This is a genomic window from Cellulosimicrobium protaetiae (assembly GCF_009708005.2).
GTDB classification, from domain to species: Bacteria; Actinomycetota; Actinomycetes; order Actinomycetales; family Cellulomonadaceae; genus Cellulosimicrobium; species Cellulosimicrobium protaetiae.
On the sequence record NZ_CP052757.1, the window covers coordinates 4,338,882 to 4,357,701 of the forward strand.

The 18,820-nt window shown below is 73.6% G+C and carries 17 protein-coding genes and 2 riboswitches; of the genes, 4 read left to right on the forward strand and 13 right to left on the reverse strand.

Annotation, left to right across the window (positions count from 1 at the left end; genetic code table 11):
* Positions 1–35 precede the first annotated feature (35 nt).
* From FIC82_RS18685 to gdhA, 3 genes are all read right to left on the reverse strand, one after another.
* A complete protein-coding gene (locus FIC82_RS18685) occupies positions 36–1,715 on the reverse strand; it encodes an ABC transporter substrate-binding protein (protein ID WP_154799479.1) in 1,680 nt (559 codons plus the stop codon).
* Positions 1,716–1,957: 242 nt separating this feature from the next.
* A complete protein-coding gene (locus FIC82_RS18690) occupies positions 1,958–2,758 on the reverse strand; it encodes a copper homeostasis protein CutC (protein ID WP_216609936.1) in 801 nt (266 codons plus the stop codon).
* A gap of 81 nt (positions 2,759–2,839) precedes the next feature.
* Complete coding sequence (gene gdhA / locus FIC82_RS18695; RefSeq protein WP_154799480.1) at positions 2,840–4,177, reverse strand: NADP-specific glutamate dehydrogenase; 1,338 nt, start codon at positions 4,175–4,177, stop codon at positions 2,840–2,842.
* 195 nt (positions 4,178–4,372) lie between these two features.
* Positions 4,373–4,502, forward strand: a riboswitch (SAM riboswitch).
* Between the two features lie 20 nt (positions 4,503–4,522).
* Here gdhA and FIC82_RS18700 point away from each other — a divergent pair.
* On the forward strand, positions 4,523–5,128 hold the full coding sequence (locus FIC82_RS18700; protein WP_154799481.1) for an NADPH-dependent FMN reductase: 606 nt from the start codon (positions 4,523–4,525) through the stop codon (positions 5,126–5,128).
* Positions 5,125–5,691, forward strand: coding sequence for a flavin reductase family protein (locus FIC82_RS18705; RefSeq protein ID WP_154799482.1), 567 nt, complete (start codon positions 5,125–5,127; stop codon positions 5,689–5,691). Before FIC82_RS18700 ends, FIC82_RS18705 begins: the two co-directional genes overlap by 4 nt.
* 98 nt (positions 5,692–5,789) lie before the next feature.
* Here the strand turns inward: FIC82_RS18705 and FIC82_RS18710 are convergent, their stop codons facing one another.
* Entirely contained in the window at positions 5,790–6,194 is a 405-nt protein-coding gene (locus FIC82_RS18710; RefSeq protein WP_168732105.1) for a hypothetical protein, read from the reverse strand.
* A 151-nt stretch (positions 6,195–6,345) separates the two neighbouring features.
* On the opposite strand from FIC82_RS18710, the gene FIC82_RS18715 reads away from it, so the two are divergent.
* A complete protein-coding gene (locus FIC82_RS18715) occupies positions 6,346–6,825 on the forward strand; it encodes a hypothetical protein (protein WP_154799483.1) in 480 nt (159 codons plus the stop codon).
* Between the two features lie 5 nt (positions 6,826–6,830).
* Here the strand turns inward: FIC82_RS18715 and FIC82_RS18720 are convergent, their stop codons facing one another.
* Positions 6,831–7,868 (reverse strand): aldo/keto reductase, encoded by a 1,038-nt coding sequence (locus FIC82_RS18720; RefSeq protein WP_154799484.1) that lies wholly within the window; start codon positions 7,866–7,868, stop codon positions 6,831–6,833.
* A 263-nt stretch (positions 7,869–8,131) separates the two neighbouring features.
* Here FIC82_RS18720 and FIC82_RS18725 point away from each other — a divergent pair, with 263 nt between their 5' ends.
* Complete coding sequence (locus FIC82_RS18725) at positions 8,132–8,617, forward strand: Dps family protein (RefSeq protein WP_154799485.1); 486 nt, start codon at positions 8,132–8,134, stop codon at positions 8,615–8,617.
* 74 nt (positions 8,618–8,691) lie between these two features.
* On the opposite strand, the gene FIC82_RS18730 is transcribed toward FIC82_RS18725, so the two are convergent.
* The 8 genes from FIC82_RS18730 to FIC82_RS18765 all read right to left on the reverse strand — a co-directional run bounded on the left by FIC82_RS18730 (position 8,692) and on the right by FIC82_RS18765 (position 18,799).
* On the reverse strand, positions 8,692–10,479 hold the full coding sequence (locus FIC82_RS18730) for a dipeptide ABC transporter ATP-binding protein (protein ID WP_154799486.1): 1,788 nt from the start codon (positions 10,477–10,479) through the stop codon (positions 8,692–8,694).
* Positions 10,476–11,549 (reverse strand): ABC transporter permease, encoded by a 1,074-nt coding sequence (locus FIC82_RS18735; protein WP_154799487.1) that lies wholly within the window; start codon positions 11,547–11,549, stop codon positions 10,476–10,478. The genes FIC82_RS18730 and FIC82_RS18735 overlap by 4 nt, the downstream gene beginning before the upstream one ends.
* The gene (locus tag FIC82_RS18740) at positions 11,546–12,499 is read right to left on the reverse strand and encodes an ABC transporter permease (protein ID WP_154799488.1); all 954 of its coding nucleotides are present in this window, start codon (positions 12,497–12,499) and stop codon (positions 11,546–11,548) included. The genes FIC82_RS18735 and FIC82_RS18740 overlap by 4 nt, the downstream gene beginning before the upstream one ends.
* 72 nt (positions 12,500–12,571) lie before the next feature.
* On the reverse strand, positions 12,572–14,200 hold the full coding sequence (locus FIC82_RS18745; RefSeq protein WP_154799489.1) for an ABC transporter substrate-binding protein: 1,629 nt from the start codon (positions 14,198–14,200) through the stop codon (positions 12,572–12,574).
* A 104-nt stretch (positions 14,201–14,304) separates the two neighbouring features.
* Positions 14,305–14,418: riboswitch (SAM riboswitch) on the reverse strand.
* Between the two features lie 158 nt (positions 14,419–14,576).
* Positions 14,577–15,674 (reverse strand): LLM class flavin-dependent oxidoreductase, encoded by a 1,098-nt coding sequence (locus FIC82_RS18750; RefSeq protein WP_168732106.1) that lies wholly within the window; start codon positions 15,672–15,674, stop codon positions 14,577–14,579.
* A gap of 150 nt (positions 15,675–15,824) precedes the next feature.
* Complete coding sequence (locus tag FIC82_RS18755) at positions 15,825–16,940, reverse strand: LLM class flavin-dependent oxidoreductase (RefSeq protein ID WP_168732107.1); 1,116 nt, start codon at positions 16,938–16,940, stop codon at positions 15,825–15,827.
* Between the two features lie 111 nt (positions 16,941–17,051).
* Positions 17,052–17,423 carry a rhodanese-like domain-containing protein gene (locus tag FIC82_RS18760; RefSeq protein ID WP_154799490.1) on the reverse strand — a complete coding sequence of 124 codons (372 nt, stop codon included), beginning with the start codon at positions 17,421–17,423 and terminating at the stop codon, positions 17,052–17,054.
* A gap of 98 nt (positions 17,424–17,521) precedes the next feature.
* A complete protein-coding gene (locus FIC82_RS18765) occupies positions 17,522–18,799 on the reverse strand; it encodes an LLM class flavin-dependent oxidoreductase (RefSeq protein ID WP_154799491.1) in 1,278 nt (425 codons plus the stop codon).
* Positions 18,800–18,820: the final 21 nt, after the last annotated feature.

Here is an 18,820-nt window from a genome sequence, read left to right on the forward strand (position 1 = left end):
CTCGTTCCCTGTTCCTCCTCCTCGGCGCGGTCGCATCAGCTCGCGGGCTCGAGCTTCGAGAGCACGATGCCGAGCGAGACGGTGTCCCACGACGGCGGGAACGCGTACAGGTCGTCCTCCGTCGGCCAGCCCGTGAAGTCCTTCGTGTCCACGAAGGTCTGGGAGGCGTTCACCACGACCGGGATGTAGGGCAGGTCACGGGCGATCTCGGTCTGGATGATCGCGTACTGCTCCTTCTTGGCGTCCTCGTCGTTCGTCGCCGCGGCCGCCTCGACGGCCGCGTCGACGGTCGGGTTGGTGTAGCGCGGGTAGTTGAAGAGACCCGACTCCATGACCTCGCCGACCGGGCGGGTGTAGTCGGTCGTCATCCACTGGCGGTAGATGCTGAACGGGTCGTCGAGCACCGGACCCGTGATGCCGCCGACCATGAGCTGGTAGGTGCCGGCCGCGCGCGCGTCCGACATCTCCTGCTGCGTGACCTTGTTGTGGACGATCGAGATGCCCGCGGCCTTGGCCTGCTCGACCAGCAGGTCGCCGACCGCGTTGTAGTCGTTCCAGCCGTCGACCGTGACGAGGGCCATCTCGACCTTCTGGCCGTCCTTCTCGTAGATGCCGTCCGCACCCTTGGTGTAGCCGGCCTCCTCGAGGACCTTCGACGCCGCCGCGGCGTCGGCCGTCTGCGGGCTCTCGGCCTCGACGTCGGGCGAGATCCAGCGGTCGTCACGGCCGAGCAGGGCGAAGGTCGGGGACGCCGTCGCGGAGAGCCCGGCGAACGCCTTCTCGTTGATCTCGGTGCGGTCCATGGCGAGGTCGATCGCCTGGCGCACGGCGACGTCGGTCTGCGGACCGGTGCAGCCGAGGTCGACCGAGACGCAGGTGTAGATCGTCGTCGGGTTCTGCGGCGTGTTGAGCATGCTCAGTCGACCGTCGGCGGTGATGCGCTCGGGGTCGGCGACGAACATCGCGGTCCAGTCGACCTTGCCCGTCGTCATCAGGTCCTCGGCGCTCTGGTTCGCGTCGATACCGAGGTAGCGGACCTTCTTGACCTTGGGGGCGCCGCCCCAGTAGTCCTCGTTGGCGACGAGGGTGTAGGCGGCGTCGGTCACCGTGTCGGCCTTGTAGGGGCCGGTGCCGACCGGGTTCTCGTTCGCGAAGGTGACCAGGTCGTCGACCTCGGAGAAGATGTGCTCGGGCACGACGAGCGCGGTCCCGATGAGCTGTGCCTCGGAGGTGAACTGCGGCGAGTTGAACGTCCACTTCACCGTGTACGGGTCGACGGCCTCGACCGAGACGATGAAGTCGCGCTTCGCGGCCTCGTTGGTCTGGGAGAACACGACGTCGTCGGCGTCGAACGCCTCGCCGTCGGTCCACTTGACGCCCTCGCGGAGCTTCACGGTGAGCTCGAGCCCGTCCTCGGTCCACTCGAACGACTCGCCCAGGCGGGGCTCGGGGTCGCTGGCCTGCGCCTTGTTGTAGTAGAAGAGCGGCTCGTAGATCGCGCCGTTCGCGGCGTGGAGCGGGTTGGGGAAGTACGGGTTGAAGTTCGCGACGATCGGCGTCTGCGTACCGGCCCACACGTTGAGCGTGCGCCCACCGTCCGCGGTCTCCTCGCCCTCGCCGTTCCCGGAGCCGGAGCAGCCCGTCGCCATGAGGGTCACGCCGGTCACGAGCGCAACCGCCGTGAGCAGACGCTTGCGCGCCCTGCTTCGAATCATCATCGGTCCTTTCGCATGGACGACGCGTCCTCGCGTCGTTCGTCGTGGCGCCCGGAGGCGTGTGGCAGGAACACTAACTAACCCGGGAGCCGCCGCCGACGAATACAACAGGAAAGTTACCTAACTGAGACATCCCGCACCGACACGGCTCGAGACGACGACGGCCGGCCCCCGCCGTGGCGGGGACCGACCGGTCCGCGAGGGCGACGCGCGCGTCGGCGCGTCGCCGTGTCGGTGCGGCGTCAGCGCACGGCGTCGAGCGCCGCGCGGGCAGCCCGCGCGACGTCGGGGTCCGTGACCTCGTAGCCGGCGTCGCCCCCGCCGCCCGGCCCCGCGTCGTCGGCGACGACGCGCTTCGCGGACAGGTGCACGGCGTCGACCCCCGCGGCGACGAGCGCGCCGACGTCCTGCGGACGCACGCCCCCGCCCGCCATGATCTGGAGCCGGCCGCCGAGCGGCCCGCGGGCGTGCGCGGCCATGACACCCAGACGGCCGACGCCGTCGATGCTGCGCGGTGCGCCACCCGACGTCAGGACGCGGACGGCGCCTGCGGACGCGAGCGCGTCGAGCGCCGCGACCGGGTCAGCCACGACGTCGACCGCGCGGTGGAACGTGACCTCGCGTCCGTCCGCGGCCTCGACGAGGGCCGCGAGGGCGGCGACGTCGACGAGGCCCTCCGGGGTCAGCACCCCGACCACGACGCCCGCCGCGCCCGCCTCGACGGCGGCGCGGACGTCGCGCACCTGGACGTCGAGGTCGTCGGGGCCGAGGACGAATCCCCCGGGTCGCGGACGCACGAGGACGTGTACCTCGACCGGGGTGGAGCCGTCGGCCGCGACGGACCGCGCCGTGGCCACGGCGGCCTCGACGAGACCTGCGCTCGGCGTGAGGCCGCCCGTCGCGCCCAGGCCGACGCACAGCTCGACCCGGCGGGCGCCCACGCCGGCCGCGACCCGGACGCCGTCCGGGTCCTGCACGGCGAGCTCGAGCAGGACGTCGCGGCCCGCGCGCGGCGCGGTGCCCTCGGGGTCGGTGGTCGTCACAGCGTTCTCCCGTCGTCCGGTCCGGCGGCCGTCGCGTCGCGCGTCAGCACGACGGCGGCCGTCGGCCAGGGTAGACGACGGTCAGATGACGCCGAGCGCGATGATGGCGTCGGCGACCTTGGTGAAGCCCGCGACGTTGGCGCCGAGCACGTAGTTGCCGGGCGCCCCGTACTCGTCCGCGGTCTCGACGCAGCGGTCGTGGATGCCCGCCATGATCTGCGCGAGCCGCTCCTCGGTGTACTCGAACGACCAGGAGTCGCGCGACGCGTTCTGCTGCATCTCGAGCGCCGACGTCGCGACGCCTCCGGCGTTCGCGGCCTTGCCGGGGGCGAACAGGACGCCCGCGTCCTGGAGCAGCGCGACCGCGGCCGGCGTGGTCGGCATGTTGGCGCCCTCGGCGACGGCCACGACGCCGTTCGCGACGAGCTGCTTGGCGGCGCCCTCGTCGAGCTCGTTCTGCGTCGCGCAGGGCAGCGCGACGTCGCACGGCACGTCCCAGATGGAGCCGTCGGTGACGACACGCGCCCCCGGGCGGCGTGCCGCGTAGTCCGCGACGCGTCCACGCTCGACCTCCTTGACCTGGCGCAGCAGGTCGAGGTCCACGCCCGCCTCGTCGACGACGTAGCCGGACGAGTCGGAGAACGCGACGACGGTCGCGCCGAGCTCCTGGGCCTTGGCGGTCGCGTAGGTCGCGACGTTCCCCGAGCCGGAGACCACGACGCGGCGGCCGTCGAGCTCCTGGCCGCGCGTGGCGAGCATGCTCTGCGCGAAGAGGACCGTGCCGTAGCCCGTCGCCTCGGTGCGCACGAGCGAGCCGCCCCACGAGATCCCCTTGCCCGTGAGGACGCCGGACTCGTAGCGGTTCGTGATGCGCTTGTACTGGCCGAACAGGTAGCCGATCTCGCGTCCGCCCACGCCGATGTCACCGGCCGGGACGTCGGTGTTCTCGCCGATGTGCCGGTACAGCTCGGTCATGAACGACTGGCAGAAGCGCATGACCTCGCCTTCGGAGCGCCCGCGCGGGTCGAAGTCCGACCCGCCCTTGCCCCCACCGATCGGCATGCCGGTGAGCGAGTTCTTGAAGATCTGCTCGAAGCCGAGGAACTTCACGATCCCCAGGTAGACCGACGGGTGGAACCGCAGACCGCCCTTGTACGGGCCGAGCGCCGAGTTGAACTCGACGCGGAAGCCGCGGTTGATCTGCACGCGGCCCGTGTCGTCCACCCACGGGACCCGGAAGATGATCTGGCGCTCGGGCTCGCACACGCGCTCGAGGACGGCGGCCTCGACGTAGCGCGGGTGCTTGCGCAGCACCGGGCCGAGCGAGTCGAAGACCTCGCGCACGGCCTGGTGGAACTCGGCCTCGCCGGGGTTGCGACGCAGGACCTCGTCGTAGACGGACTGCAGTCGGCTGTCCATGGGCACTCCTCGTCTGGACGCGGACGGAACTCCCGACGGTACGCCTGTGCCAGAAGTTCCCGTACCGCCGTCTCACTCCCGGGCCTGCCCACCGCCGGGCGCCGCAGGAACGGGCACCGACACATCCGTCCACCCAGTGAGAAACCCGACCGATCTGGTGCGCTTTTCCTGGCGGCGTTGCTATACCCGTCCCCAGGTCACGAGCACCAGCGCCAAGCCCCGGCTCGCTGGTCGGCAACCCCCAGTCACGGCGGGGTGCTCCGGGAGATGACCAGGTCTTCCGCACCCGTGCCCGCACGGGCCGAGCGGCAGGCAAGCGTGATCGACGACTACTGCGAGGTAACCATGACCCACCGCTCCCCCTCCCCGACGGTGCTCGCCGTCTCCGGCAACCCCCGGCCCGGCTCGCGGACGCTCGGCGCCGCCGAGACCGTGGCGCGACGCGTCGCGACCCTGCTCGGCGTGACCGACGTCACGACCATCGATCTGGCGACGCTCGCCGGCGAGGTCCTCGGCACCGAGCACCCCGCGGCCGACGCCGCGCGCGACCGGCTCGCCGCGGCGACCGTCGCCGTCGTCGCGACGCCGGTCTACAAGGCGTCGTACACCGGCCTCCTCAAGGCGTTCCTCGACCTCTACGGCCCGGACGGGCTCGCGGGCGTCGTCGTGGTGCCGCTCGTCGTCTCGGGCAACCCGGCCCACGCGCTCGTCGGCGAGGTGCACCTGCGGCCCGTGCTCGTCGAGCTCGGGGCCGTCGTCCCGACCCGCTCGCTCACCGTCACCGAGCCGCAGCTCGCGGACCTCGGGCCGGTCGTCGACACCTGGGTCGCGCGCGAGGGCGAGTCCCTGCGCCGTGCCGCGACGCCGCTCCTCGCGGACGGCGACGACCCGCTCCCCCAGGCCGGCCAGGACCGAGCTGTCGCCGACGCGCTCGCGGGGGTGGCCCGATGACCGCCGAGCTCACCCACCTGGAGGCCCTCCTGGCCGAGCAGGACGAGCCGCAGCTCTCCCCCGACGAGTACAAGTCCGTGTTCCGCGGCCACCCCGCCGGGGTCGCCGTGGTCGCGCTCGAGCACGACGGCCGGCTCGTCGGGTTCACCGCGACGTCGGTCATCTCCGTCTCCGCCGCGCCGCCGCTCCTCGCGTTCTCGCTCGCGTCGACGTCGTCGTCGTGGCCCGCCGTCTCGGCCGCGCGCACGCTCACGGTGAGCTTCCTCGCCGACCACCAGGACGACGTCTCGGCGCGGTTCGCGACGAGCGGCATCGACCGGTTCGCCGACGGCGGCTGGTCCCGCCTCGACACGGGCGAGCCCGTCGTGGACGGCGCGCTCTCCTGGGTCCGGGGCCGCGTCGTGCAACGCACGCCCGTCGGCGACTCCTACCTCGTGTCGCTGCGCGCCCTCGCATCGAGCATCGGTGACGACGAACCGCGGCACGGGTCGGCCGGCGCACCGTCGCCCCTCGTCTACCACGACCGCACGTACCACCGGATCGGCGACCACTCGGCGCTCTGACCGGCGGCGAACCGGCACCACGGGCGAGGGGCCCGACGGCGGACGCACCGCCGTCGGGCCCCTCGCCCGTCCCGTGCCGCCCCTCACGGGTGGACCGGTCACCAGCTCCAGCCGCGCGCGCTGAGCTCGAGCTCCTCGCGGAACCGCTCGTCGTCACCCGTGCGGAACCCGGCCCGCAGCGGGGCGTCCTCGACCGAGAGCCCGGTGAGCCGGCACGCTTCCCGCAGCAGCGCGTCGTACGCGCCCTGCACCGCCAGGTAGTGGTGCGCGCGGGCGAAGACGTCCGGGTCCGCCTCCAGGCGTCGCATCTCCGCCGCGAGCTCGCTCAGCCGCACCTGGAGCGCGAGCGTCGCGAGCGGGTCGGGAGGCGCCGGGCGGCGGCGCAGCAGACGCGGCCGGCTGTTCGTCCGGTGGCTCGGGGGCCGGCCGGCGCGGCGCAGCACCCACCACGCGGCGGCGACCGTGCACGCCGTCGCGCACCAGATCATGAGCAGCCACGACATCGGAGCCGACCTCTGCGCGGGGGAACCCACAGGACACCTCCATCGTAGGTCCGTACGGCGCCCCGAGCCATGGGTCTCCCGTACCGTCCCCCGGACGACGGCACGGCCGTACGATTCCGGCGACGGCGCGACACGAGGACGGGGACCGCGCATGAGGACAGCACGGCGGTTGCGGACGGTCGCCTTCCGCGGCCGGTTCTGGGCCGCGCTCGTGCTCCCCCTGTGCCTCGTGGCCGGGGCCGTCGCCGCGGGCGGCGGTCTGCTCATGGCGGGGTTCGTCGTCGCGGCGGTCCCGATCGCCGGCCTGCTCGCACTCCCGCCCCTGCTGGCGACGTGGGTCGGGCACGTACGGTCCGCCGACGACGTCCCGCTCCCCTACGCCGTCGTGACCGTCGTCCTGTGGGTCGTGGCGATCCCCGTCGGCTTCCTCCTGACGTACACCCAGCCGCTCCCGGCGGCCCTCCCGATCCCGCGCGGGTACCACGCCGCCGAGGTCGCGAGCGCCGTCGTGATGCCCGCGATCCTCGTGCTCTGGGTCGCGCAGGTCGCACTGGCGCTCGTCGGGCGCCGGGCGCGTCGACGCCCGAGCCACGTGGCCTCCGGACCGGGGACCGCGGCGCTGCCGTACTGACCGGGTCAGCCCGCGAGGAGGTCCGCCTGCGGGTGCCGCACGCCCTGCACGTCCTCGCGCGGGATGGTCGCGCCGATCGCCGCGACGTCGTCCGCGGTGAGCTCGACCGACGCCGCGGCGACGTTCTGCTCGAGGTAGGCGAGGCGCTTCGTGCCCGGGATCGGGACGATGTCCTCGCCCTGCGCGAGGAGCCACGCGAGGGCGAGCTGCGCCGTCGTGACGCCGCGCTCCGCGGCGAGCTGCTCGAGCGAGCGGACCAGGCCGCGGTTGTGCTCGAACGCCTCGCCCGCGTACCGGGCGTGGGCGCGGCGCACGTCGTCGGCGGCGAAGCCCTCGGGCGTGTCGACCGTCCCGGTGAGGATGCCGCGACCCAGCGGCGAGAAGGGCACGAACCCGACGCCCAGCTCGAGCAGGGTCGGCAGGACCTCGTCCTCCGGGTCGCGCGTCCACAGGGAGTACTCGCTCTGGACGGCCGTGACCGGGTGGACCGCGTGCGCGCGGCGCACCGTCGCCGCCGAGGGCTCCGAGAGCCCGATCCCCCGGACCTTGCCCGCCTCGACGAGCTCCGCGAGCGCCCCGACGGTCTCCTCGACCGGGACCTGCGGGTCGATGCGGTGCAGGTAGTACAGGTCGAGGCGGTCCGTGCCGAGACGGCGCAGGCTCGCGTCGACCGCCGCGCGCACGTACTCGGGCCGACCGTCGACGCGACGGCCGTCCGGGTGCCCGCCCGCGGGCGGGAGCCCGAACTTCGACGCGAGGACGATCTCGTCGCGATGGGCGCCGAGCACCCGTCCGATGAGCTCCTCGTTGCGGCCGTGCCCGTAGACGTCGGCGGTGTCGATCAGCGTCACGCCGAGCTCGAGCGCACGTCGCAGCACGGCCTCGGCCTCACCGACGTCCGCGGGGCCGTAGGCGTCGGTCACGGACATGCCGCCGAAGCCGACGGCGGAGACGGTGAGTGCGGCCTCCCCGGAGCCGAGCGTGCGCTGGGGAAGCAGGCGCGGGGCGGCTGTGACGGCAGGGGCGGCGAGGTCGTCGGTCATGACCTCAGCCGACCACTCCGCGCGCCCTCCGGCAAGGGGCGCGGCGGGTCCTCTCACCTGGCGAGAGAACGTGACGCACCCCGGCCTCGCGGGAGCCGCACCTCCGTGTCGGCGCAGGTCAGGCACGCCTGTCCTTGCTGGCGGAGGCCGGGAATCCTGCCTAGTCTGGAATCGTTCAAGTGAACGAGTCACGAGGACGGCACCGACGGAAGCCGGGTGACCGCCGCACGTTCCGGGAGACCCCCGAGAGAGCGAGGAGCACCATGTCCGCACCCACCATCCACCGAGCCACGGCACGCTTCGAGGCGTCGGAGACGCTCCGCGCGAACTTGCAGCGGGTGCTCGTCGCGCTCGTCGACCTGCACGTCCAGGGCAAGCAGGCCCACTGGAACGTCACGGGCCGCGGGTTCCGCGACCTGCACCTCCAGCTCGACGACGTCGTGGACGTCGCGCGCGAGCACAGCGACACCGTCGCGGAGCGCATGCGCGCCCTCCAGGTCGTGCCCGACGGCCGCACCGAGACCGTCGCGACCACGACGGACCTCTCCCCGTACCCGGCCGGTCTGGTCTCCGTCGGCGACACGGTCGACGCGATCGTCGAGCGCCTCGCCCAGACGGTCGAGGTCGTGCGCGAGGTGCACGACGGCGTCGACGCCGAGGACCCGACGAGCGCCGACATCCTGCACGAGATCATCGCGGACCTGGAGAAGCAGGCCTGGTTCCTCTCCTCGGAGAACCGCGAGGCCTGATCACGCCGCCTCCGCGGGGCAGGAGCGCAGGCCGCGAGGGAGACACCTGGTGTTCTCCCTCGCGGCCTGCGCTTCTATCTCGTGGCGGGTCGAGCAGCGTCCTGCGCGGGCCGAACCCCCGCGCGGCGGCCGGGGATGGCCGCGACGAGCTCGCGCGTGTACTCCTCCTGCGGGTCGAGCAGGATCTGCTCGGCCGCCCCCTGCTCGACGACTCGCCCGCGGTGCATGACGCCGACGTGGTCGGACACCTGCCGCACGACCGCGAGGTCGTGCGAGATGAACAGGTACGCGAGCCCGTGCTCGGCCTGGAGCCGCACGAGCAGCTCGAGGATCTGCGCCTGCACCGACACGTCGAGCGCCGAGACGGGCTCGTCGAGCACGACGAGCGCGGGGTTCAGCGCGAGCGCCCGCGCGATGGCGACGCGCTGACGCTGGCCGCCCGAGAGCTCGCGAGGCCCGCGCCGCAGCACGTCGGCGGGGAGCGCGACGTCCTCGACGAGCGCGCGCGCCCGGTCGGCCCGCTCGGACGGCGACCCGACCCGGTACGCCCGCAGCGGCTCGGTGACGATCTGCTCGACGGTGAACCGCGGGTCGAGCGACGCGTACGGGGACTGGTAGACCACCTGGAACCCGCGGCGCAGCGACCGCAGGCGCTCGCCGCGCGCCGTCGTGATGTCCTCGCCCGCGAACTCGACCGTGCCCGCGGTGGGGCGCTCGAGACGCAGGGCGAGCCGCGCCGTCGTGCTCTTGCCGGAGCCGGACTCCCCCACGAGCGCGTACGTCTCGCCGCGCCCGACGGCGAGGCTCACGCCGTCCACCGCGACGAGCGTGCGGTGCGCGGCGCCCCGCGGCAGCGTGAACTCCTTGCGCAGGTCCCGCACCGCGAGGACGGGCGTACTCGCGGTGTCCGGGCCGGCGCCGTCGGGCACCACGATCCCCCGATCGACGGCGCGGCTCGCCTCGGCGCGCGGGACGACGGCATCGCGCGGCTCCGGGGTGCCGCCCGCGACGAGGCGCGAGCTCGCGAGGCTCGGCGCCGCGGCGATGAGCTGCTTCGTGTACGGGTGGCGCGGGTCGTGGAGCACCTGCTCGGCCGCCCCCTCCTCGACGACGACCCCGCGCTCGAGCACGACGATCCGGTCGGCGCGGTCCGCCGCGACGCCGAGGTCGTGCGTGATGAGCAGGACCGCGGTGCCGAGGTCGCGCACGAGGCCGTCGAGGTGGTCGAGGATGCGGCGCTGGACCGTCACGTCGAGCGCGCTCGTCGGCTCGTCGGCGACGACGAGCCTCGGGCGCGCGGCGACCGCGATCGCGATGAGCACGCGCTGACGCATGCCGCCGGAGAGCTGCGACGGGTACTGCCGCGCACGGGCCTCCGGGTCGTCGATCCCGGCCTCGCGGAGCAGCTCGACCGCCCGCTCGCGCGCCTCCTTGCGCCGCGCGAGCCCGTGGATGACGAGCACCTCCGCGACCTGGTCGCCCACGCGCGTGACGGGGTTGAGAGAGACCGTCGGGTCCTGCGGCACGAGGCCGACGTCGCGGCCCCGCACCTGCTGCCACTCCTTCTCGGAGAGGTCGCCGACGTCGCGTCCGCCGAGCCGGATGGTCCCGCCCGTCACCGCGCCCCCGCGCGACAGCAGGTGGAGCGCCGCGTGCGCCGTCGTGCTCTTGCCCGACCCGGACTCGCCCACGAGCGCCACGACCTCGCCCGCCCCGACCGTGAGGTCGACGCCGCGGACGGCGGCGTACGAGCCGCCGTCGCGCGTGCGGTAGGCGACCTCGAGCCCGCGGATCTCGAGCGCGGGCGCCTCGTCCGGCGTCGTGCCGGGGCGCTCCTGCGTGGTCGGCGTCGTGGCGGTCATGCGTCCCCTCCGGTCCGTTCCAGGGCCCGCGCGATGCGGTTCGCCGACAGCACGACGGCGACGATCACGAGGCCCGGCATGGTCGTGAGCCACCACGCGGTGGCCAGGTAGTCGCGCCCGCCCGAGACGAGCGACCCCCACTCGGGCGCGGGCGGCGGCGTCCCGTAGCCGAGGAAGCTCAGCGCCGAGATCGCGAGCACGGCCGTGCCGAGCTCGAGCGCGACGAGCGCGAGCACCGGGCCTGTCGAGTTGGGCAGCACGTGCCGCCCGAGCACGCCGTACCAGCGCACGCCCGACGCGCGGGCCGCCTCGACGTACACCGACGTCGAGGTGCGCAGGACCTCCGCCCGCATGACGCGCGCGAACGTCGCGACGCTCGTGATGCCGACGGCGATCGCGACCTTCACCGTCCCGAACCCGAGCGCCGTGATGATCGCGAGCGAGAGCAGGATGCTGGGGATCGCGAGCAGCACGTCGACGAACCGGCCGACGACGTCGTCCACCCACCCACGCACGAACCCCGCGAGCAGGCCGAGCAGCGATCCCGCGACGAGCCCGACCGCGACCGCGATCACGGTCGCGCTGAGCGACGCCGACGCGCCGTGGACGACGCGCGCGTACACGTCGCGCCCCAGGTGGTCGGTGCCGAACAGGTGCGCGCCCGACGGCGGCTGGAGCCGGTCCGCCGGCACGCCCGTCAGCGGGTCGTACGACGTGAAGAGCTGCGGGACGACCGCCCACGCCGTGACGAGGAGGACGACGAGCACGGCGACGACCAGCCCGGGACGCCGCACGGCGTACCGCACCCCGCGGCGCCACCGGCCCCCGGGGCCGGCGCCGCGGACCCGGCCGTACCGGATGATCGCACGGGCGTCCTCGCGGTCCGCGACCTCGATCTCCTCGGGCGTCCGCGGCTCGGGGACCTCCGGGGTCCCGGGCAGCGCGTCGTCCGACGGCGGGACGTACGTCCGCGGGACGTCCCGCGCCGGAGCGGCGGCGCGATCGCTCGCGATCGTCGGGACCTCGACCGCGTCGCGGAGCACGATGCGCACTCCCGGCCTGGTGCTCATGCGGCCACCGCCTTCTGTCGTGCGTCGATCCGGGGGTCGAGCAGGGGGTAGAGCAGGTCGACCACGAGCGTGACGACCACGAACACGAGGGCCGAGAGGACGACGACCGCCTGCACCACGGGGATGTCCTGCGCGTCCACGGACGTGACCGTGAGCCGCCCGAGGCCCGCGCGCGAGAACACCGTCTCCGTGACGACCGTGCCGCCGAGCAGTCCGCCGACGAGGACCCCGAGCACGGTCAGCGCGGGGATCGCGGCGTTGCGGAGCGCGTGACCGAAGTGCACGCGCGCCCGGCTCGCGCCCTTGGCGCGCGCGGTCTCGACGTACGGCTCGTCGAGCGTCCCGCGCAGGCTCCGGGCGAGCACCTGGGCGAGCGCGGCGCTCGCCGGCACGGCGAGCGTGATCGCCGGCAGCACGAGGCTGATCGCACCCTCGTTGCCGATCGCCGGGAACACCGGGAGCTGGAAGGAGAGCCACTGCAGGAGCAGCAGGCCCAGCCAGAACGGCGGCAGGGCGACGCCGAGCGGCGGGAGCGAGGCGAGCGCGTGGCGCAGCCAGGTCGCGCGCGGGAACGTGCTCGCGATCGCGATGCCGGCACCCGCCACGACCGCGAGGACGAGCGCCGCAGCCGTGAGCTTGAGCGTCTCGGGCAGCGCTTGGAGCACGAGCTGGGTCGCGGGCGCGCCCGACGAGTACGACGTGCCGAAGTCGAGGCGCAGCGCGTGCCACAGCGCGTCGCCGTACTGCACGAGCACGGGCCGGTCGAGGCCGTACTGCGCGCGCAGCGCGTCGAGCAGCGCGGGGTCCACCTGGTCCGCCTCGCCGCCGCCGCTCGCCATGAGCGCGGCCGGGTCGCTGGGCAGCAGGTAGAGGACGAAGAACGAGATCGTGAACGCCGCCCAGAGCACGAACAGCCCCTGCCCGGCGCGACGCAGGACGTATCGGCCCATGGTCGGCCTCCTTCCGTGGGGGGACGGTCCGCCTGCCCGACGCCGCGGCGTCGGGCAGGCGGACCCGGCGGGTCAGCCCTGGGTGACCCAGGCGTCGTAGAAGTCGAGGCGTGAGGACGCCTCGAACGTCAGGCCGTGGACCGTGTCGGCGGCCGCGATGATCGTCGACAGCTCGTAGACCGGGATCGCGTGGCCCTTCTGGACCAGGAGGCGCGACGCCTCCGTGACGAGCTCCTGCCGCTCGGCCGGGTCGGTCGCCGCGGCCGACGCGTCGAGCAGGTCGTCGACCTCCTCCGCGTCGCGCTGGTTGATGTTGCGCGCGTTCGCCGAGAAGATCGTCCGCAGCACGTCCGGGTCGGAGCGCGTGAGGTTGTAGTAGTCGAAGTCGAAGTCGCCGCTCTCCGTGATGGCCTGCGACTCCGCGACGGTCACGTGCTGGAGCTGGAGGTCGACGCCGATCTGCGCGAGCTGCTGCTGGACCAGCTCGAGCGGCTCGGGCACCTGCCAGAAGGTCACCGTCGTCGAGAGCTTCTGGCCGTCCTTCTCACGGACGCCGTCGGCGCCCTCGACCCAGCCCGCGTCATCGAGGATCTTCTTGGCGCCCTCGGGGTCGTAGGCGAGCTCGTCCGCGACGCTCTCGTAGAGCGGCGTCGAGTGGGACAGGACGCCGGTGGCCGGCTCGTCCTGCTCGCTCAGCACCGTGTCCGCGATCTGCTCGCGGTCGATCCCCTTGAGGATCGCCGTCCGCACGGCCTCGTCGCCCGCGAGCGGGCTCGACTCGTTGGGGAACAGGTTGAACACGACGCCCGGGTTGGCCCGGTACTCGAGCCAGAACCCGTTGCCGTCGAACTGCGGGAGGTCGACGGTCGAGATCGCGGCGGTCGCGTCGATCTGCCCGGACTGCAGGCTGCCGCTGCGCACGCTCGCCTCGGGGATGACCTTGAACGTCACGGTGTCGAGGTAGGCCTCGCCCTGGTGGTCGTTCGCCTCCGAGCCCCACGCGTAGCCCGCGACCTTCTCGAGCACGATCTCCTGGTCCTGCGTGTAGGACTTCACCGAGAACGGGCCGGAGCCGACGAACTTCCCGGCGCACCGGTCCTCGACGCTCAGGTCGGCCGACGACGGCGCGAGCAGGCCGAGCGAAAACGTCGACGTCGCCTGGAGGAACTGGGCACTCGGCGCCGCGAAGTCGACCGTGAGGGTCTGCGGGTCGGTGACCGTGGTGCCCTCGTAGCCGACGAGGTACTGCGACCCGAGCGACGCCGTCGCGCCGAGGGCGACGATCGCGTCGAAGTTGGTCTTGACCGACTCGGCGTCGATCGGCGTGCCGTCGGCGTACGTCGCGTCGTCTCGCAGGTGGAACGTGTAGCTCGACGCGTCGTCGTTCACCTCCCAGCTCTCCGCGAGCCACGGCAGGATCTCGCCCGACTCCGGGTCCTGCGCCGTGAGCGACGCGACGGTCTGGCGGGCCGCGGCGATGGCGTCGTTGTTGCCGACCTGCTGCGGGTCGATGCAGTGCGAGTCGACCGTGATCGCGAAGGTCAGGTCGCCGCCCGCCACGGGCTCGCCCGTCGGGCTCGGCGACCCGCCGCCGTCGGACGCGCCGGAGCCTCCGCCCGCGCACGCGCTGAGCAGGAGGCCCGTCGCGGCGGCCGCCGCGGCGACGGTCAGGGACCGGCGTCGGTGAGGTGTGGGGATCATGTCGTGCTGCTCTCCTCGTGTGCCGGCTGAGGACCGGCGATCGTCCGGCGCCGGTGGTCGTCCGCGCCGGGCCGAGGGCCGACGCGGCGGGGGATCCCACCGGGGTGCCGTGCTTACCGCGCGGCGGGAGCCACGCGGTCAGGTCGTTCCCGGAGCACCCCGTCACGTCGAAGGGTTGCTGGTCAGCGAGCCGGGCCTGGGTGCTGACGCTCGTCACCTGGGGGCAGGAAAGACAATCCCGACGGGTTGAGTCAAGTTTCGAGACGGCCGTCCCGCCAGGCGGACGGATGTTTCGTCTCCCCGCCGTGGGCATGAGAAGGGCCCGGTCTCGCCGCGCGAACCGGGCCCCTTTCATGCCCACGACCGGTGGGGCGGGTCAGGTGGCGGTGAAGCCCGCCGCGCGACGGGCGTCTGCCGGGCTCCACAGGTCGGTCTTCACCTCGGCCTTCACGACCGGGACCACCTCCTCCGCGAACCGGCGCAGCACGTCCTCCTGCTGCGTCGCGGGGATGAGGTGGTTGACGGACACCGACTGGAGGTCGTGCCCGTAGGAGGCGTGGTAGTCGAGGATCTTCTCCGCTACGCGCTCCGGCGAGCCCACCAGCGCCGGGCCGCGCTCGACGGCGTCCTCGACCGTCCGGAAGCTCGGCGCCTTCCCCACGGCATCCGGCCCGTAGCCGCGACGTGCCGCCGCCGCGACCTGGCCCTCGTAGATCGGGCGGTACTGCTCGACCGCCTCCTCCGTCGTGTCGGCGAGGAACAGCCCGCCCGAGCCCGACCCCACGAACCCGTACGCCGGGTCGTGCCCGTGCGCCGCGTACCGCTCGCGGTAGCGGTCGATGAGCACCTGGTAGTTCTCGCGCGGCTGCAGCGCGTTGGCGCTGACGATCGGGTCCCCGTACCGCGCCGCGAGCTCCACCGCGAACTGCGACGTCGCCGACCCGTGCCAGATGCGGAACGGCCCGGCGAACGGACGCGGCAGCGTCGTCGCGCGCTCCAGCGCGTGCCGGTGCCGCCCGCTCCAGCTCACGTCCTCCTCCGACAGCAGCAGGCGCAGGAGCTCGTAGTTCTCCTGCAGGTACTCGTACTGCTTGTCGATGTCGAGCCCCAGCAGCGGGTACTGCAGCACCTCGTTGCCCTTGCCGATGACGATCTCCAGCCGCCCGCGGCTCAGCTGGTCCACCGTCGCGAGGTCCTCGGCGACGCGGATCGGGTCGAGCAGCGACAGCACCGTCACGCCGGTGCTCAGGAGGATCCGCGACGTCCGCGCCGCGACCGCCCCGAGGATCACCGTCGGTGCCGACGACAGCACCTCCCCCGCGTGCCGCTCCCCCACCGCGAACGAGTCGAACCCGAGCTCCTCCGCCAGCACCGCCGTCTCCACGACCCGGTTCAACCGGTCGGACGGCGCGACCGCCTCCCCGGTCACCGGATGGGGCGGGTTGAACACGATGTCGAGTAACTGGAACCGCACGGTCCTGCTCCTTGCTGTCGTCGTTCGTGGTCGGGCCGAGCGGGCTCGCCACCGAGATCGGCAGTGCCAGTCGAGGTCGGCACGTGCACGTGCCGATCTCGGCCGGGGCCGCCGACCTCGTCCTTCTCTGCCGATCTCGGTCCCGGACCGTCAGGCCGCGGCCGCCTCCGCGGTGGCGGCGTCGCGCTTCGCGACCTCCTCGCGGACGATCGGGATGACGTAGCGGCCGAAGTCGATCGCGTCGTCGAGCAGGTCGTAGCCGCGGGCGGAGATGACGCGGACGCCGAGGTCGTAGTACGCGAGGAGGGCCTCGGCGACCTGCTCGGGCGTCCCGACGAGCGCGTTGGAGTTGCCGGCGCCGCCGGTGGCCTTGGCCGTCGCGGTCCACAGGGCGGTGTCGAAGCGCTCGCCCTGGGCGGCGATCTCGAGGAGTCGCTGAGACCCGGCGTTCTCGGGCTTGTCGATCGGGTGCCGACGGCTGAGCTGCCCGCCCGCGGCCGCCTTGCGCGCCTCGATCCGGTCGAGGACGCGGTGCGCCTTCTCCCAGGCGAGCTCCTCGGTCGGGGCGACGATCGGCCGGAACGCGGCGTGGATGCGGGGCGGCGTCGCGCGGCCCGCGGCGGCGGCCTCGGCGTGCACGCGCGCGATCTGCTCGGCGGTGCGGTCGAGGGGCTCGCCCCAGACGGCGTAGATGTCGGCCTCGGCCGCGCCGACGCGGAACGCGGCGTCGGACGACCCGCCGAACGAGATGGTCGGGGTGCGTCCCTCGAACGGCTTGGCGTCGAGCACGAAGTCGTCGAAGTCGTAGAACGGGCCGTGGTGGTCGAACGGCTCGGCGCTCGCCCAGGCCTGCTTCACGATCTGGATGTACTCGTGGGTGCGCGCGTACCGCTCGTCCTTGGTCAGCGTGTCACCCTCACGGCCCTGCTCGTGGTCGTTGCCGCCGGTGATGAAGTGGACGGAGAGCCGCCCGCCGGAGAGCTGGTCGAGCGTCGCGAACGTCTTCGCGGCGTAGGTCGGGTAGGACACGTTGGGCCGGTGCGCGAGCAGCAGCTCGATCGAGTCGAGGCGCGCCGCGGTGTAGGCGGCGAGCGCTGCGGGCTCGGGGCCGGAGGAGCCGTACGCGAAGAGCACGCGCGTCCACCCGTTGTCCTCGTGCGCGCGCACGATGCGCTCGAGGTAGGCGGGGTCGAACGCGGCGGTCGTGCGCTCGGTGGTCTCCGAGGCGTCGTTGGTCGTGGCGATGCCGAGAAACTCGACGGGCACGGTGGTCTCCTTGTCGTGGGGATGGGTGGTTCAGGGCTGGCGGGTCGGGCAGTCGACCCCGCAGCGACCGGACGCCGGGTGGCCGGACGTCGTCGGGCACCGCGGCGAGGGTCAGGCCTGCGCCGGTGTCGGGTCGGCGGGTACCTCGACCGGGTCGGACGCCGGTAGGCCGGCGTCCTTCCAGGCCGGGAAGCCGCCGTCGACGTGGGACACGTTCGTGTAGCCGCGCTGGGCGAGCGCCTCGGCGACGGGGCCGGAGCCGTTCGGCGACCCGCACACGACGACGACGGGCGTGTCGAGCGAGATCGCCGGGTTGCCGGCGGGACCGAACAGCGCGTCGAGGTCGTTGCGGTCCGCGAGCGTGGCACCGGGGATCTCGCCGTGAGCGGCGCGGCCGCCGGCCGAGCGCACGTCGATCAGCAGAGCGCCGTCGGCGACCTTGGCGCCGGCGTCGGTCGCGGTCTGGAGGGGCGGGGTCGTCATGGTGGAGCGTCTCCTTCGAAGGTCGTCGCGAGATCGACCCGCACGCCCGAGATCGACCTTCAGGAGGTCGATCTGGCGACGCAGGGGTCGATCTCGCGTCAGGGGGTGGTGGCGAGTGCGGGAGCGACGACGGCGCCCGCGGCCGCGTCGGGGGCAGAGCTCGCGAACCAGTGCTCCGCGAGCAGCTCGAACGAGCGGCGCGCGTCGTCGGCGTCGTGGGTCGCGGTGGTGACGAGCAGCTCGTCGGCGCCGGTCGCGCGGCGCAGCGTCTCGAGCCGCTGCACGACCGTCTCCGGGTCGCCGACGATCCGCGTGTCGACGCGGTCGGCGACGAGCGCGCGCTCGGCCTCCGGTCGCTCCTCCCACGCGGGCGAGGTGCCCGGCTCGGGGTACGCGATCGCGCCGTCGACGCCGCTGCGGATGGAGAGCACCCAGTCGGCGAAGGGCGTCGCAAGCTCGCGCGCCCGCTCGATCGTGTCGGCGACGAGCACGTCGGCGGACACGACGACGTACGGCTCGTCGAGCACCCCGGGCCGGAACGCCTCGCGGTAGGCGGCGACGGTGTCGATCGTCGCCGACGGTGCCACGTGGTAGTTCGCGGCGATCGGCAGCCCGAGCTCGCCCGCGACGCGCGCGCTCTCACCGGGGCTCGACGCGAGGACCCACAGGTCCCAGTCGGCACCCTCGACGGGCGGGCTCACGTACGGCGTCCCGTGCTCGTCGCGGTACGTCCCGGCACGCAGACCGAGCACGAGGTCGAGCTCGTCGCGAAAGCTGACCGGCGTGCGCGAGGCGCCGACGATCCGCTTCTGGGCGAGGATCCGCTCGCGCAGCACGGAGTCGTTGACGTTCGACGGCGGCGCTCCCGGGACGTAGAGCCCCTCGACGACGCGCGGCCCGGTCGTACCGCGCGGCGCGGTCCGCAGCGGACCGCCGGTGCCTTGCGTGCTGCCCTGCGCGCCCGTCGCGTCCTTCGGCGGAGTGAACGCCCGCCCCAGACCGAGGTCGACGCGGCCCGGGTGCAGCGCGGCGATCGTCCCGAACTGCTCGGCGGCGACGAGCGGGCTCGTCGTGCTCAGCAGCACGGCTCCGCTGCCGACGCGGATGCGCTCGGTCCGGGCCGCGACGGCCGCGGCGAGCACGGCGGGCGAGGCCGAGCCGACCCCGGGCGACAGGTGGTGCTCGGCGTACCAGACGCGGTGGTAGCCGAGCCGGTCGAGGTCGCGCGCGAGCCCGACGGCGCGGCGCACCGCGTCCTGGCCCGTCGCCCCCTCGGGCACGATCGCGAGGTCGAGGACGGACAGCGGGACGCGGCCGGACGCCGGTCGCGGCCCGCCGGCGGTGGCGGTCTGGTGCGGGTGCTGGTGGGACGACATGGCTTCCTTCAGTGGTGGAGC